2 protein-coding genes are annotated in these 17,581 nt (G+C 75.4%); both read left to right on the forward strand.

The features are described from left to right. Positions 1-166: 166 nt before the first annotated feature. Positions 167-5,491, forward strand: a complete 5,325-nt coding sequence (locus ACZ7JZ_RS13885) for an amino acid adenylation domain-containing protein (protein ID WP_470937769.1) — start codon at positions 167-169, stop codon at positions 5,489-5,491. Beyond that, positions 5,488-17,559, forward strand: coding sequence for an amino acid adenylation domain-containing protein (locus ACZ7JZ_RS13890; RefSeq protein WP_470937772.1), 12,072 nt, complete (start codon positions 5,488-5,490; stop codon positions 17,557-17,559). Before ACZ7JZ_RS13885 ends, ACZ7JZ_RS13890 begins: the two co-directional genes overlap by 4 nt. The last annotated feature ends 22 nt before the right edge of the window (positions 17,560-17,581 follow it).

Genomic DNA, 17,581 nt, shown 5'->3' on the forward strand with positions numbered 1-17,581 from the left:
AGTCAGCGTTTATCCACAACAGGTGACAGGCGGCCCCGGCTGTGATTCGATTTCCGTGGTGTCAGGGAAGGCCGTGGGGGAGCGGCCTATCCGCAACAGCAAATCGGCGGTTGTGGTTCCTTTTATGGCCGAGCGCTGTCGCGCACGGGGGAGAGAGGCAGCAGGAATGGCAGCCGTCGGCGTCGTTCGTCGTGTCGTCAGCCGGGCGTACACGGCCCCGGGGGCCACGGCCGTCGAGTGGTCGGGCGGGGCGCTGACGTACGGTGCGCTGCTCGCCGCCGCGGACCGGCTTGCGCGTCGGCTGCGCCGGGCGGGAGTGCGGGCGGAGAGTCCGGTGGCGCTGGTGCTGGAGCGCTCGCCCCACCTGGTCGTGGCCCAGTTGGCCGTCTGGCGGGCGGGGGGCTGCTTCGTGGTGCTGGACGCCTCCGCGCCCAGGCAGCGGCTCACGTCGCTGATCGGGCAGTCGGGGGCCGTGGCCGTCGTGACCGCGCCGGGGGCGCCTGCGGACCTCGGCCATCCTGGGGTGCTGGAGTGCCGGATCGACGACGCCCCGACGGGCGCCCTCCCCGAAGAAGAGGGGGAGGGGCTGTCCGGGGACACCCGGCCCGAACAGGCCGCGTACGCCGTCTTCACCTCGGGCTCCACGGGCGAGCCCAAGGGCGTCCAGATCACCCACCGCGGACTGGCCGGGCTCGTCGACTGGCACGTACGGGCCTTCGGGCTCTCCCCGGGGGACCGCACCCCGCTGGTCGCCTCGCCCGCCTTCGACGCCGGAATCTGGGAGATCTGGCCGGCCCTGTGCGCGGGCGCCGTCCTGGCGGTGCCCGACCCCGACACCCGCGACTCGCTGATCCGGCTCCGCGACTGGATCGTGGGCCGCGGCGTCACGGTGGCGTTCGCCCCCACCCCCATGGCCGAAGGGCTGCTCGGACTGCAGTGGCCCGCGCACACGGCCCTGCGGTACCTGCTCACCGGCGGCGACCGCCTCAACCGCTTCCCCCCGGCCGGACTGCCCTTCCGGCTGGTCAACAACTACGGCCCCTCCGAGTGCACGGTCGTGGCCACCTCCGGGACCGTGCCGGACGGGGCCGCCGAGCCGCCGGACGGCGCCCGGTCCGACTCCCTGCCCGCGATCGGACACGCCGTCGCCGGGGCCGAACTGCACGTGCTCGACGCGCAGATGGCGCCCGTCCCCGAGGGCGGGGCCGGTGAGCTGTGGATCGGCGGTCCGGGCCTGGCCAGGGGGTACCTGGGCCGGCCCGGCCTCACGGCCGAGCGCTTCGTACCCGATCCGTTCAGCCCCGTGCCCGGCTCCCGCCTCTACCGGACGGGCGACCGCGTCCGCCGGGGCGAGGACGGCGCACTCGTCTTCCTGGGCCGCACGGACCACCAGGTCAAGGTCCGCGGGTTCCGCATCGAGCCCGGCGAGATCGAGGCCTGCCTCGCGGGCCATCCACTGGTGGACTCGGCCGTGGTGCAGGTGGCGCAGAGCGGCCCGCTGAGCGGGGAGCTCGTCGCCCACGTCGCGGTTCGGGCGGGCGCCGGCGGGTCCGAGGGCCCGCCCGGGAGCGCGGAGCCCGGGGGCGTGGCGTCCGGGAGCGCGGAGCCCGGGACCGAGTCGACTGAGGCCGTGCTGACCGGGCACCTGCGCAGCCGCCTGCCCGCCTACATGGTCCCCCGCGCGCTCGTGGTGCTGGCCTCCTTCCCCCTCACCCCCCAGGGCAAGGTGGACCGCCGCGCCCTGCCGCTGCCCGCAGCGGGCCGCCTGCCATCCGGCCCCGGCCAGGGCGACGGCTCCGTTGCCGCCGCCCCGCGCACCGGCCGGGAGAAGGACGTGCTGGAGGTCTGGAGGCGCCTCTTCGGGCGGCAGGACTTCGGAGTCCACGACGATTTCCTCGCACTGGGAGGGCAGTCGCTGCTCGCCATGCGCATCGCCGCCGAACTGGAATCCGCGCTCGCAGTCCCCGTGGCCCCCCGCACCGTCTTCGAGAACCCGACCGTCGCCGCGCTCGCCCGGGTCCTCGACCTGACGGACCCGGCGCCCTGCGCACAGCCCGTCCCCGCCGCGCCCGTCCGGCTCACCGCCGCCGATGCGGACCCGCTGCCGCTGTCCGACGCCCAGCAGCGCATCTGGTTCGTGGAGCAGCTGGCTCCGGACAGCCCGCAGTACGTCGTGGCCATGGCGTTCGCCCTCACCGGGCCCGTGCGCCCCGAGCTCCTGGAGCAGGCGGTCAACGAAGTCGTACGCCGGCACGAACCCCTCCACAGCCGCTTCGAAGGCACCGCCCGCGGCCCGCAGTCCCGGCGCGACGCCCGCCACCCGGTACCCCTCCAGCGGGCCGACCTGCGCGACTGCCCCGGGCCCGAGCGCGCCGCCCGCCTCGACGCCCTCCGCCGGGAGGCGGCCCGCCCCTTCGACCTGCGCTCCGGACCGCTGCTGCGCTGCGCCCTGGTCCGGCTTGCGGACTCCGCCCACCGCCTGCTGCTGTCCGTCCACCACATCGCCTTCGACGGCTGGTCCGTACGGGTGCTGATGGACGAACTCGCCGAGCTGTACGCGGCCTTGGCCGCCGGCCGCCCAGCGGAGCTGCCGGAACTGCCCGTCCGCCACAGCGATATCACCCTGTGGAGCCGCACCCCCGCACGCGAAGCGCTCCACGAGGCCCAACTCTGCTACTGGCGCGAGGTGTTCGACTCACCTCCGGCTCCGCTCGCCCTGCCCGCCGACCGCCCGCGCCGCAGCGCCGGCACCCGCCCCGCTTCCGGTCCCGCCACCCGCCCGGGCGCCCGCGTACGGCGGCAGCTGCCCGCCCGCCTCGGCTCCGCGGTCCGGGCCCTGGGCGCCGCAGCGGGCACCACGCCCTTCGCGGTGTTCTTCGCCGCCTACCAGGTCCTGCTGCACCGCTACACCGGGCAGACCGACATCACCACCGGAGTCCCGCTGGCCCACCGGTCGGCGCGGGCGTCCCACCCCCTCGTCGGCATGATGACCAACACCCTGCCGCTGCGCGTGGACCTGGCCGGGGACCCCTCCGCCGCCGAACTGCTCGCCCAGGTGCAGCGCACCGTCCTGGCGGCCGCCGACCACGGCGACGTACCGCTGGAGCGGATCGTGGGCGCCGTGGACGTGGAGCGGGACGCCGCCGTCAACCCGCTGTTCCAGACCCTCTTCGTCTACCAGGAGCCCGTACCGGCCGTGGCCACGGGCGCCGGGCCGGGGATCGCCTTCGAAGGCGAACTGGACAACTCCTGTGCCAAGTTCGACCTCTCCTTCTACGTGGAGGCCGCAGAGTCCGCCCAGGGCGTTGACCCCCTCGGATCCTCCGATGGGTCCGGCCCCCCGGGTCCGGCCCTCGTCGTCGAGTACGCCACCGACCTCTTCGACGCGGTGACCGCCGAACGCCTGCTGGACCACTACGGGACCCTGCTGGAGTCGATCACCGCGGAGCCGGGCAGCCCGGTCTCGCGGCTCCCCCTCCTGGCACCCGGGGACGGCGCCGCGCAGACAAGCGGACCCGGCGCCACCACCGAACCGGAGTCCCTGCACACGCTGTTCGAGCGCCAGGCGGCCGCGACCCCGGAGGCCGCAGCCGCCGAGTACGGCGGGGCCGTGCTCACCTACCGGGAGCTGGACGAGCGGGCCAACCGCCTCGCGCACCGGCTCAGGCACCACGGCGCCGGTCCCGGCGCACCGGTCGCGCTCTGCCTGGAGCGCTCCCTCCACCTTCCGGTGGCCGTGCTGGCCGTCCTCAAGGCGGGGGCCGCGTACGTACCGCTGGACCCCGGCTACCCCCCGGCGCGGCTCGCCGCCACCCTGTCCGGATCCGCGGCCCGCCTCGTCCTGACGCGCCGCCCGGAGCAGCCGCCCCTGCCCGAGGGCGGTCACCGGGTGCTGTGCCTGGACGAGGAGGCGCCGCTCACCGCCCGCGAGCCCGCCACCCCGCCGCCGGGCGGCCGCGACGCGGGGAGCCTGGCCTACGTCCTGTTCACCTCCGGCTCGACCGGGGTGCCCAAGGGCGTGGCCATGCCGCACCGTGCGGTCGCGAACCTCGTCGACTGGCAGCAGGGCCCGGGCGGTCTCGGCGGGGCCGCCCGTACGCTCCAGTACGCCTCCCTCGGCTTCGACGTCTCCTGCCAGGAGCTGTTCTCCACCTGGGCCGGCGGCGGCACGCTCGTCCTGGTCGACGAAGACACCCGGCGCGACCCCCGGGAACTGCTCCGCTTCCTCCAGCAGGCCCGCATCGAGCGCGTGTTCCTGCCGTTCGTCGCCCTGGACCAGCTGGCGCGCGCCTGGAGCCCGGAGGTCCGGCTCCGGCTGGCGGAGGTGGTCACGGCGGGCGAACAGCTGCGGATCACCCCAGCCGTCCGGGAGTTCTTCGCGGCGCTGCCCGGCAGCACCCTGCACAACCACTACGGCCCCACCGAGACCCACGTGGCCACCGCCCACACCCTGCGCGGGAGCCCCGCCGACTGGCCCGACCTCCCGCCCATCGGCAGGCCCGTGGCCGCCGTGAGCGCCGCCGCCGTCGACGGGTGGCTGCGGCCGGTCCCGTACGGGGTCCCCGGGGAACTGGTCCTGGGCGGCGCCTGCCTCGCCGACGGCTACCTGGACCAGCCAGGCCTGACCGCCCAGCGGTTCTGCGCAGGGCCCGGCGGAGAGCGCGTCTACCGCACCGGGGACCGGGTCAGGATCGCGCGGGACGGCACCGTGGAGTTCCTCGGCCGGGCGGACGACCAGGTCAAGATCCGCGGACACCGGGTCGAACCGGCCGAGGTCGAGGCCGAGCTCTCCCGCCTCGCCGGCGTCGGCGCCGTGGCCGTCACCGCCCGCAGCGGCGAGACGGGCCCGTACCTGTGCGCCTACGTCGTCCCGCGGGACCCGGTCGACCGGCAGGACCACGGCCGCGACCAGGACCACGGTCGCGACCAGGACCACGCCCGCGACCACGGCACCGGCCACGACGCCCGAGACCACGCGGACTTCGGCCAGCGCCTGCGCGAGGAGCTCTCCGACCGGCTGCCCGCGTACATGGTGCCGCAGGCGTTCGCCGTCCTCGACGCGCTCCCGCTCACCCCCTCCGGGAAGGTGGACCGCCGACTGCTGCCGGAACCGGCGCCGGTCCGGGCCCGCGCCTGCGAACCGCCGCGCGGTGCGCTGGAGACCGTACTCGCCCGGGCCTGGGCCGACGTACTGCACCTGGAGTCCGCGGGGCGCGGGGACCACTTCTTCCACCTCGGCGGCCACTCGCTCCTCGCCACCCGGCTCGCCGCCCGCCTGGACGAGGACCTCGGCGTCACCGTCCCCCTGAAGACCCTCTTCGACCACCCGACGCCGGCCTCGTACGCCCGTGTCCTGCACCAGGAGCACGGCCCGGACATCGAACGGGCAGCAGAGGACTACCTGCTGGTCGCCGGACTCTCCGACGAGGAAGCCGACGCCCTGCTCGACGCCGTATCCAGTGCACACGAGACCCAGGACAGCGCACCATGAGCGATTCGACCCCGCGCCCCTCCCTGACGGACCGGCAGCGCCGCCTCCTGCTCGCCCGACGGGGCAGGACGCCCGCCCGTGACGGCGCCATCCCCCGCAGGCCCGACGGGCCGGCCGCCCGCATGTCGCTGGAGCAGCAGCGGCTGTGGTATCTGGACCGGCTCGCGCCGGGCAGCGCCTCGTACCTGCTGCCCTCCGCCTTCCGGCTGTCCGGGCCGCTCGACGTCCGGGCGCTGGAAGGGGCCTTCGAGCAGCTCGTACGGCGGCACGAGACGCTGCGGACGGCCTTCCGCGCCGACGCCACCGGCTTCCGCCAGGTCATCGGCGAACCCGCGCCCTTCACCCTCGACGTGACCGACCTGGGAGCCGGCTCCGACGGGCACGACCCGCAGTCCCCGGAAGCCGCAGCGGCAGCAGCGGCCGCGCTCGCCGAGCGGCTCGCCGCGGAGGCCGCCGCCCCGATGGACCTGTCCGCCGGAGGCCTCCTGCGCGCCGCCGTGCTGCGCCTGGGGCCGCAGGAGCACGTCCTCGTGCTCACCCTGCACCACATCGTCGCCGACGAGTGGTCCCTGCAGATCCTCTGGCAGGAGCTGAGCGCCGCCTACAACCGCCTCCTGCGCGCCGAGGGGACCGAACCCGCCCCGCTCGCCGTCCAGTACGCCGATTTCGCCGAATGGCAGCACGACTGGGCCCAGGGCGCGGAGTACCGCGAACAGCTCGCGTACTGGGGCGGCGTCCTGCGCGGCGCGCCCGCCGCCACCGAACTGCCCACGGACCACCCGCGCCCCGCCCACCCGTCCGGCCGCGGCCGGTCCCTGCCGTTCCGCCTCGGGCTCGACGGCGCCCGGCTCCAGGAGGTCTGCCGGCGCACCGACACGACCCCGTACATGGTGCTGCTCTCCGTCTTCCTGATGCTGACGGCCCGCTACACCGGGCGCAGCGACCTGGTGGTCACCACCCCGGTGGCCAACCGCACGCGGCCCGAAGTGCAGGGCCTGATCGGCTTCTTCACCAACACCCTGCCCATCCGGGCCGACCTGTCCGGAAACCCCGGTCTCGACGAGGTCGCCTCCCGGGTGCGCGCGGCCCTCCTCGACGCGTACGGCCGCCAGGCCGTCCCGTTCGACAGCCTCGTACGGGAGGCCCGCCCGGAGCGGACTGCGGGACGGCACCCGTTCTCCCAGCTGATGTTCCTCATGCAGGCGGAGGAGGGGGAGCGGTCCCCGCAGTTCGACGGACTGGACGCCGTCCCGGTGGACGTGCCGGCGGAGACGGCGAAGTTCGACCTCACCATGGCGCTCCGCACGGGCGCCGACGGACTCGAAGGGCTCCTGGAGTACAGCACCGAGCTCTTCGAGGAGCCGACCGTGCGCCGGTTCCTCGCCCATTTCGACCGGCTCCTCACCGCCGCCGCGGCCGCCCCGCTGACCGGCTTCCGGGAGCTGCCCCTCCTCGCCGAGGGCGAGAGCAGCGCCCTGCTGTCCGATGACGGCGCCGGTGCAGCCCCGGCCACGGCGCCGGCCGCCGCGGTGCACGAGCTGTTCCGGGCCGCGGCCGCCTCCCACCGCGGTGCCGCCGCCGTCCACGACGCCTCCGGCACCCTCACCTACGGGGAGCTCGACCGGCGCTCCGACACCTGGGCCGCGGCGCTCCGGGACCACGGCGTCGCCCGCGGCGACCTGGTCGGGCTGTGCCTGGAGCGCAGCGCCGACCTGGCCGCCGCCCTGCTCGCCGTACTCAAGACGGGCGCCGCGTACGTGCCGCTCGACCCGGAGCACCCCGCCGAGCGGCTGGCGGACATCCTCCGCGACACCGGCGCCCGCGTCGTCGTGTCCACACCCGGGCTCGCGGACCGCGCCACGGCGGACGGCCGGGTCCGCGTCCTGACCCCGGAGGACCTCGCCGAGGGCGGTGCGGAGCCGCTCCCCGGGCCCGCCGCCGCACCCGGCGACCTGGCGTACGTCATCTACACCTCCGGTTCCACCGGCCGCCCCAAGGGGGTCATGGTCACCCACGGCGGAGTGGTCAACTACGCCACGTGGGCCCGCGAGTTCTACGACGTACGGCCCGGGGACGTCTCGCCGGTCCACTCGTCCTTCGCCTTCGACCTGACCGTCACCAGCCTGCTCGTCCCGCTCCTCGCGGGCGGCGCCGTGGGGATGCTGCCCTCCGGGGCCGGCGCGGCCGCCCTGGGCGAGGCCCTCCGGGACGCCGCCCACGGCCTGGTGAAGACCACCCCGGCACACCTGGACATCGTGGCCCGGCAGCTGCCCGCGGCCGAGGCCGCCGGCCGTGTGCGGACGTTCGTCATCGGCGGGGAGGACCTGGGCGCCCGCCAGGTCGCCTTCTGGCGCGCCCACGCGCCCGGAACCCGCCTGGTCAACGAGTACGGGCCCACGGAGACGGTCGTCGGCTGCGCGGTCCACGAGGTCGCGGCCGACACCCCGCACAGCGGCTCCGTCCCCATCGGCCGCCCCATCGCCCACACCGCGCTCCACGTGCTCGACGCCCGCCTGCAACCGGTGCCGCCCGGCGCGGTCGGCGAGCTCTACGTCGGCGGCCGCGGTGTGGCCCGCGGCTACCTCAACCGGCCCGCGCTCACCGCGGAGCGCTTCGTCCCCGACCCCTTCGGCCCGCCCGGCGGACGCCTCTACCGCACCGGCGACCTGGTCCGGCTGCTGCACACCGGAGAACTGGCCTACCTGGGCCGGGCCGACGACCAGGTGAAGCTCCGGGGCTTCCGCGTCGAACCCGGCGAGATCGAGAGCGCCCTCGCCGCCCTCCCCGGGGTCCGCGAGGCCGTGGCCGTCCTGCGCGAGGACCGGCCCGGAGACCGGGAGCTGACCGCCTACGCGACCGCCGGCGCGTCCGGCCCGCCGCCGGACCCGGAGGAGCTGCGCCGCGCCCTCGCCCGCACCCTGCCCGAGCACATGGTCCCCCGGTCGGTCGTCGTCCTCGGTGAACTGCCGCTCACCGTCAACGGCAAGGTGGACCGCGCCGCCCTCCCCGCGCCCCGCCCCGCGGCGGCCGCCGGGCCCCGGGACGAACCGCTCCGCGACCCCGCGGAGAGCGCCGTGGCCGAGGCCTGGTGCACGGTCCTGGGTGTGGACCGCGTCGGACCGGACGAGAACTTCTTCGACGCGGGCGGGCACTCGCTGCTCCTGCTCCGGGTGCACGCGCTCCTGCGCGGGCGCTTCCCCGCCCTGGGCGTCACCGACCTCTTCCGTTTCCCGACCGTGCGAAGCCTGGCCCGCCACCTCGCCGCCCCGCAGCCGGACCCCGGCACCCCGGAGCCGGCGGTCCTGACAGCGCGTACGGGCCTCCCGGCAGCGGCACTGGCAGAGCCGGGGGCCGGGCCTACGGCCGCCGGGGCGGAGGCCGTAGCCGTCATCGGCATGGACTGCCGTTTCCCCGGCGCGCCCGACCCCGAGGCCTTCTGGCGTACGATCCGCGACGGCGAGGAGGCGGTACGGGCCTTCACCGACGAGGAGCTCCTCGCGGACGGCGCGGACCCCGGGGACCTCGCCCACCCCGACTACGTCCGGGCGGGCACGGTCCTGGAGGGCATCGACCTCTTCGACGCGGCCCTGTTCGGCCTCACCCCGCGCGAGGCGCAGATCCTCGACCCCCAGCACCGGCTGTTCCTGCAGAGCTGCTGGAAGGCCCTGGAGCACGCCGGGCACGCCCCCGGCGCAGGCCCGGCCTCCGTCGGCGTCTTCGCCGGGGCCGGGCGCAGCAGCTACCTGCTGGAGAACCTGCTCTCGCGCCCCGAGCTGGTCAGGGCCGTCGGCGAGTACCAGATCACCCTGAGCACGGAGAAGGACTTCCTGGCCACCCGCGCGTCCTACGCCCTGGACCTGCGCGGCCCGAGCATCAGCGTGAGCACGGCCTGCTCCACCTCGCTGGTCGCCGTCCACACGGCGCGGCGCAGCCTGCTCGCGGGGGAGTGCGACATCGCGCTCGCCGGCGGGGCGAGCGTGGAGGCCGCGCAGCGCCGCGGATACCTCTACCAGCCGGGCGGTATCGCCTCCCCCGACGGGCACTGCCGCCCCTTCGACGCGGACGCCGCGGGCACCGTCGGCTCCAGCGGAGTCGGCGTCGTCGTCCTCAAGCGCCTGAGCGACGCCCTCGCCGACGGCGACACCGTGTACGCCGTCATCCGCGGCTCGGCCGTCAACAACGACGGGGCGGGCAAGGTGGGGTACACCGCCCCCTCGGTCGGCGGCCAGGCCGAGGTGATCGGCAGGGCGCTGGCCGAGGCGGAGGTCCCGGCGCGGACCGTCGGGTACGTGGAGGCGCACGGCACCGCGACCGCCCTGGGCGACCCCATCGAGGTCGCCGCCCTCACCGAGGCCTACCGGGCGCACACCCCGGACGCCGGGTTCTGCGCCCTGGGCTCGGTGAAGTCCAACATCGGCCACACCGACACGGCCGCCGGGGTCGCCGGCCTCATCAAGGCCGTTCTGGCCCTCAGGCACGGCGCGCTGCCCCCCAGCCTGAACTTCCGCTCGCCCAACCCCGCGATCGACTTCGAGGACAGTCCCTTCTACGTGAACACCACCCTGCGGCCCTGGCCGCAAGACGGCGGGCCGCGGCGCGCGGGCGTGAGCTCCTTCGGCATGGGCGGCACCAACGCCCACGTCGTCCTGGAGGAGGCCCCGGCCGCCCCCCGCACCGACCCCGCCCAGGAGCCCGAACTCCTCGTCCTGTCGGCGGCCACCCCGTCCGCCCTCGACGCGGCCTCCGCCCGCCTGGCCGACTTCCTCGACGCGGACCCGGGCGGCTCCCTGCGCGATGTCGCGACCACCCTCCGGACCGGCCGCCGGCAGCTCGCGCACCGGCGCGTGCTCGTCGCCCGCGACCGCGCCGAAGCCCGGGACTCCCTCCGGGCGGCGCAGCCCGGCCGGGTGCTCGGCGCCCAGGCGCCGGAGACCGCGGAGGGCATCGCCCTGCTCTTCCCCGGCCAGGGCGCCCAGTACGCCGCCATGGGCGCCGGGCTGTACGCGCACGACGCCGAGTACCGGCGCACCGTCGACGCGTGCGCGGAGGTCCTGCGCCCGCTGCTGGGCCTGGACCTGCGCACCCTGCTGCACCCCGGGCCCGGTGACCGGGAGCGCGCCCACAAGGAGCTGGCGCAGACCTGGCTCACCCAGCCCGCCCTGTTCACCGTCGAGTACGCGCTCGCCCGCTCGCTCCTGCGGCGCGGTATCCGGCCCGCCGCCATGGCCGGGCACAGCCTGGGCGAGTACGTGGCGGCCTGTGTGGCGGGGGTGTTCTCCCCGGAGGACGGACTGCGTCTGGTCGCCGCCCGCGGCCGCCTGGTGCAGGACCTGCCCGCGGGCGTGATGGCCGCCGTCCCGCTGCCCGAGGAGGCCGTACGCGCCCTGCTCGGGCCCGAGGTCTCGCTCGCCGCCGTCAACACGCCGGACAGCTGTGTGGTCGCGGGCCCCGCCGCCGCGGTCCGCGACCTGTGCGCGCACCTGCTGGACCAGGGGGTCGAGACCCGGGAGCTGGACACCTCCCACGCCTTCCACTCCGCGATGGTGCAGCCCGCGGCGGAGGCCTTCGAGGAGCTGGTCCGCACCGTCGGCCTGCACCCGCCGACCCTGCCCTACCTCTCCAACACCACCGGCACCTGGATCACGGCCGAGCAGGCCGTCGACCCCGCGTACTGGGCCTCCCACCTGCGCGAACCGGTCCGCTTCGCCGACTGCGCCCGGCTGCTGACCGGATCCGGCGCGGTCGCCGCGGAGGCCGGCCCCGGCCGCACGCTCAGCGGACTCCTGCGCCGCCAGGGCCTGGACCCCGCCCGCGCGGTCCCGCTGATGCCCCGCGGCGGCGCAGCAGCACGGGACGGCCGGGACGAGCGGCACGAGCGGGACGACTACCGGTACTACCTGGAGGGCATCGGCCGCCTGTGGCTGGCCGGCGCCCCGGTGGACTGGACCGCCTTCGGCGTGGCGTCACCGGGCCGCAAGATCGCCCTGCCCACGTACGCGTTCGACGAGCAGTCGTACTGGGTGCCCGCCCGGCGGCCCGCCGCCCCCGGTGCGCGGCCTTCCCCCGGAGGGGACACCGGGCTGTACGGGACCGCTGAGCAGGCGGACGCCCACGCGCCGGGTGCCGAGGTGCCGGACGCCCCGGTACCCGGCGGCGAACCGCTCTTCCAGCGGCCCGGCATCACGACCGGGTACACCGCCCCGCGCTCCCCGGCGGAAGCCGCGGTCGCCGCCCTCTGGGAGGACCTGCTCGGCGTCGCCCCCGTCGGAGTCCACGACGACTTCTTCGACCTGGGCGGCCACTCCCTGATGGCCACCCAGCTGGCGGCCCGCCTGCGCGCGGCCTGCGGCATGGAGGTGTCGCTGGACGCCCTCTTCGCGGAACCGACCGTCGCCGGCCTGGTCGCCCGCCACGGCCCCGGTACGGCTCCGGTACCGGCATCAGCAGCCCTGCCCGCACCGGCCTCCGTACCCGTAGCCGCATCCGAGACCGCTGCGAGCGCTGTGGCCGCCGGCCCGGCGGAGGACGCGCCCCTGCCCCTCTCCTTCGCCCAGCGGCGCCTGTGGTTCCTCGACCACGTCCACGCCGACTCGGCGGCCGCCTACGCCATCGCGGCCGGCATCAGGCTGCGCGGATCACTCGACCCCGCGGCCCTGCGCGCTGCACTCGACGCCCTCGTCAGCCGCCACGAAGCCCTCCGCACGGTCTTCCCCGCACCCGACGGCGAGCCCGTCCAGGAGGTGCGGGAGGCGGCACCGGTGGAGCTGCCCGTACTCCGCGCCGAAGGCGGTACCGCGCAGGAGCGCGAGGAGGACGCGCTGCGCCTGCTGCACCGGCTGGGACGCGCCCCGTTCGACCTGGAGCAGGGGCCGCTGTTCCGCCCCGCGGTCATCGCCGTGGACGAGGACCACCACATCCTCGCCCTGACCATGCACCACATCGTCTCCGACGGCTGGTCCCTGTCGGTCATCGGCCGGGAGCTGTCCGCCCTCTACGCCGCCTTCCTCGCCGGCGGACCCCCGCCCCTGCCGCCGCTGCCGCAGCAGTACCGCGAGCACACGCTGTGGGAGCGCGGGCAGGTCGCGGCATCGGGCAGCGCCCACCTCGCCTACTGGACCGCGCGCCTGGAAGGCGCCCCGCGCGCCCTCGAACTGCCCACCGACCGGCCCCGGCCCCCGGTCCAGACCTTCGGCGGAGCCGTGGCCGCCCGCACCCTGTCGCCCGAACTGACTTCTGCACTGCGGCAGTTGGGGCGCAAGCACGGGGCGACGCTGTACATGACCCTGCTCGGCGTGCTCCAGACCGTGCTGTTCCGCTGGTCGGGCCAGCGCGACATCCTGGTGGGCACCCCCGTGGCCGGCCGCACCCGTGCCGAACAGGAGGACATGGTCGGCCTGTTCCTCAACACCGTGGTCCTGCGCTCCACCCTCCGCGGCACGCAGTCCTTCGAGGAGCTGCTGACCGGGGTGCGCACCACGGCCCTGGAGGCGTACGCCCACCAGGCCCTGCCCTTCGAGCGGCTGGTCGAGGCCCTGCGGCTGCCCCGGGACCTGAGCCGCAACCCCCTCTTCCAGGTCATGTTCAACCTGCTCAACCTGCCCGAGAAGGCGCTGCGGATCCCCGGCGCCGAGACCGAGTGGCTCCCGCTCGACCTGGACACCTCCCAGGTCGACCTGGCCCTGTACGTCTACGAGCGGGACGAGGTCCTGGACTGCCGGCTGGAGTACAACACCGACCTGTTCGAGGCCCGCACCGCCGACCGGCTGCTGAGCCACCTGGAGAACCTGGCCCGGGCCTTCACCGAGGCCCCCGGAACCCTCCTCCAGGACGCCGTGATGCTCGGCGGCGACGAGCTGCGCCAGCAGCTCGACCAGTGGCAGCCCGCCCCGCAGGCCGACGCGCCCGCCCTGCTCCACGAACTCGTCCGGGAGCAGGCCCGCCGCACCCCGGACGCCACGGCCGTCCGCGGTGCCGGGGAGGCCCTCACCTACCGCGGGCTGGAGGAGCGCGCCGACCGGATCACCCGCTGGCTGACCGCCCGGGGCATCGGCCCGGACACCCCGGTCGGTGTGTGCCTGGAGCGCACGACCGAGCTGCCCGCCGCCCTGCTCGGCGTCCTCGGGGCGGGCGGTGCGTACGTACCGCTGGACCCGGCCTACCCGGACGAGCGGCGCTCGTACATCCTGGGCCACTCCGCGGCCGCCGCCGTCGTCACCCAGTCCTCGCTGGCCGGGGCGTTCGCGGAGTTCGACGGACCGGTCCTCACCCTCGAAGCCCTCGAAGCCCTCGAAGTGCTTGACGCCCTCGAAGCCCCGGACGCTGCGGATGCGGCCGATGGCGTCGAGAGCCCTGGCGGGGGCCCCGCCCGCCCGTACGCCGTCCGACGCCCCGCCCCCACCCCGGAGCACCTCGCCTACATCCTGTACACCTCCGGATCCACCGGGCGGCCCAAGGGCGTGCGGATCACGCACCGCTCGGTGGTCAACCTGATCCGCTCCCTGACCAGCGAACCGGGCATCAACGCCTCGGACGTCCTCCTGGCCGTCACCACCTTCGCCTTCGACATCTCGGTGTTCGAGCTGTTCGCACCGCTCACCGTCGGCGGCCGCGTCGTCCTCGCCACCCGCGAGGACGCCCAGGACGCGGAACGCCTCGCGTCGCTCCTCCACGCCGAGGGCGCCACGGTCCTCCAGGCCACCCCGGCGACCTGGAAGCTCCTGCTCGCCTCCGGATGGCAGGGCCTGCCGGGCCTCAAGGCCCTCAGCGGAGGCGAGGCGCTGCCGCGCGAGCTCGCCGACTCCCTGCGGGACCGGGCCGCCGAGGTCTGGAACCTGTACGGGCCCACCGAGACCACCGTCTACTCCACCGCCGTCCGCATCGACGCGCCCGGCGACATCACCATCGGGCGCCCGATCCGCAACACCCGCGCCTACGTCCTGGACCGGGCCCTGCAGCCCGTACCCGCCGGGGTCGTCGGGGAGCTCTGCATCGCGGGCGACGGCCTGGCCCGCGACTACGCGGCGCAGCCCGCCGCCACCGCGGCCGCCTTCGTCCCGGACCCCTTCGCCACCGCGCCCGGCGCCCGCATGTACCGCACGGGCGACCTGGCGCGCCTGCGCCCCGACGGCAGCATCGAACTCCTCGGCCGCAACGACGCACAGGTGAAGGTCCGCGGCTTCCGCATCGAACTCGGCGAGGTGGAGAAGGCGCTCGGCGCACACGAGCTGGTCCGCGACGTCGCCGTCACCGTCCGCGAGGACTCCGGGGAGAAGACCCTGGCGGCCTACGTCACCCTCCGCCCGGGGGCGGCGGAACCGGACCTCGCCGCATGGCGGGCCTTCCTGCGCCGCACCCTGCCGGACTACATGGTCCCCGCGGCCTTCACGGTGCTGCCCGTCATGCCGCTCACGCCCAACGGCAAGACCGACCGCCGGGCCCTGCCGGCCCCGGGGAGCGCCCGGCGCGCCGGCAGCGCGGGCGCCGCTCCGCGCACCCCCAGGGAGGAGGCGCTGGCCCGGCGGTGGGCGGACATCCTCGCCGTCGACTCCGTGGGCGTGGACGAGAGCTTCTTCGACCTGGGGGGCGACTCCTTCAAGGCCGTCCTGGCCGTCAGGGCCGCCCGGGAGAACGGGGTGGAGATCGGCGTCCTCGACCTGTTCCGCAACCCCACCGTCGCCGGACTCGCAGCGCTCGCCGAACTCCAGGAGCTCGGCGCCGACGAGCCCGGCGGCCGGCAGCCGCAGGGCCTGCTGCACCTGCTCACCCCGCAGACCGGCCCGACGGCCCGCTCGCTGGTGTGCATCCCCTTCGCCGGGGGCGGTGCCATCACCTACCAGGCCCTCGCCGCCGCCGTGCCCGCGGGCACGGCCCTGTGGGCGCTGGAACCGCCGGGCCACGACGTCAACCGCACCGAGGAGCCCCAGCTCCCGCTGCCGGAGCTGGCCCGCGCCTGCGCCGACGCCGTCAAGGAGCAGGTCAGCGGCCCGGTCACGCTGTACGGGCACTGCATGGGCGGCGCGACCACGATGGCCGTGGCCCGCCTCCTGGAGGACGACGGCGTCGACGTCGACCGCATCGTCATCGGCGGCCACTTCCCGGCCCCGCGGCTGCCGGGGCGCTTCTCGCGCTGGGTCCGCGAGAAGTTCCCGATGGAGCGCTGGACCTCGCGCCGCCAGGCCCTGGACTTCCTGCGCGCCATGGGCTTCTTCACCGACGTGCTCAGCGAGCAGGAGAAGGACTTCGCCATGCGGGTGTTCCTCCGGGACACCCAGGAGGGCGAGGACTACTACTCGGCCGTCTACCGGGACCCGGAGTTCACCAAGCTCAAGACCCCCGTCGACTGCGTCATCGGCGACCGCGACCGGGCCACCGAGCTGTACGAGGAGCGCGTGTCCGAGTGGCACCACTTCACGGACGAGGTGCGGCTCCACGTGATCAAGGGGGCGGGCCACTACTTCCAGAAGCACCAGGCCGCCGACCTGGTCGAGATCCTCACCGCCGCCCCGCACCCGGCAGCCGGAGCCCCGCAGCACACCCCGCCCCGAGAGGATCCCGCACCCGCTCCCGTACCCTCACCCGCTGCGTCAGCAGCCTCCTCTTCCGCCTCCGCCTCCGCCTCCGCTTCCGCCTCCGCTTCCGCCTCCGCTTCCGCCTCCGCTTCCGCCTCCGACCGGACCGGACGGGCGACCCCGCTCGCAGGGCTGCCCGTACCGGCACCCGGGCGGGCCCCCTCCCTCCGCTCCTTCGGCATCATCGCGGCGGGCCAGGCGGCCTCCCTGATCGGGACCGGCCTCACCGGCTTCTCGCTCGGCCTGTGGGTGTACCAGCGCAGCGGCTCCGTCTCGCTGTTCGCCCTGGTGTCCATGCTGGCGCTGCTCCCCGCCGTGCTGCTCGCCCCCGTGGCCGGAGCCGTCGCCGACCGCTTCTCCCGGCGCCGCGTCATGGCCGCGGCCGACACCGCCGCCGCCTGCGGCACCGTCGGGCTCGCCGCGCTCCTGTGGACGGGCGGGCTCCAGCTCTGGCACGTGTACGCCGCGGTCACCCTCGGAGCCGTCGCCAACGCCTTCCAGCAGCCGGCCTTCGCGGCGGCCATCACCCAGCTCGTCCCCAAGCGGTACTACGGCAGGGCCAACGGCATAGCCCAGCTGGGCACGGCCGGGGCGACCGTCCTCGGCCCGCTGCTCGGCGGCGCGCTCGCCGCGGTGATCGGCCTGCGCGGCATCGTCCTGATCGACCTCGCCACCTTCGCCGTCGCCATCACGGCCACCCTGGCCGTCCGCTTCCCCGCGAGCCTGTTCAACCGGCGCGAGGAGTCCTTCGGCCGCGAAGTCCTGGGCGGCTGGCGCTACATCGCCAAGCGCAGGGGCCTGGTGTCCATCATCGCCGTCACCGCCGTGCTCAACTTCATGTTCGGCATGGTGGAGGTGCTGGCCACCCCGCTCGTCCTCTCCTTCAGCAGCACCGCCACGCTGGGCCTCGTACTCGCCGGCAGCGGCGCGGGCCTGCTGGCGGGCGGCCTGGTCATGTCGGTCTGGGGCGGCTTCCCCCGCAGGACCACCGGCATCATCGGGGCGATGGGCCTCATCGGCCTCTCCATGCTGGTCATCGGCCTGCGCCCGCACCCGGCCTTCCCGGCCCTCGGCCTGTTCGGCATGGGCCTGGCCACCGCCTTCCTCAACACCCACTGGATGTCCCTGGTCCAGGCGAAGGTCGGGCTGGAACTCCAGGGGCGGGTGATCGCCACCACCCTGATGTGCAGCTGGGCGATGGTCCCCGCCGGGTTCCTGACGGCGGGCCCCCTGTCCGAGCACGTCTTCGAGCCCCTGCTCGCCACCGGCGGCGCCCTCGCCGACACCGTCGGCGCGTTCACCGGCACGGGCACCGGCCGCGGCACCGCCCTCCTCGTGATCACCGCCGGCCTGTGCACCCTGCTCCTGGCCCTGACGGCCCACAGGTACGAGACGGTCCGCCTGCTGGAGGACCACCTGCCCGACGCGATACCCGACGCCGTCATCCACGGCGACAAGGACGCCCTCCAGGCAGCGGCAGACCGACAGCTCACCTCCTGACCAGCACCAGCACCCACCCGAA

The sequence above is a fragment of the Streptomyces sp. NPDC038213 genome (genome assembly GCF_055600495.1).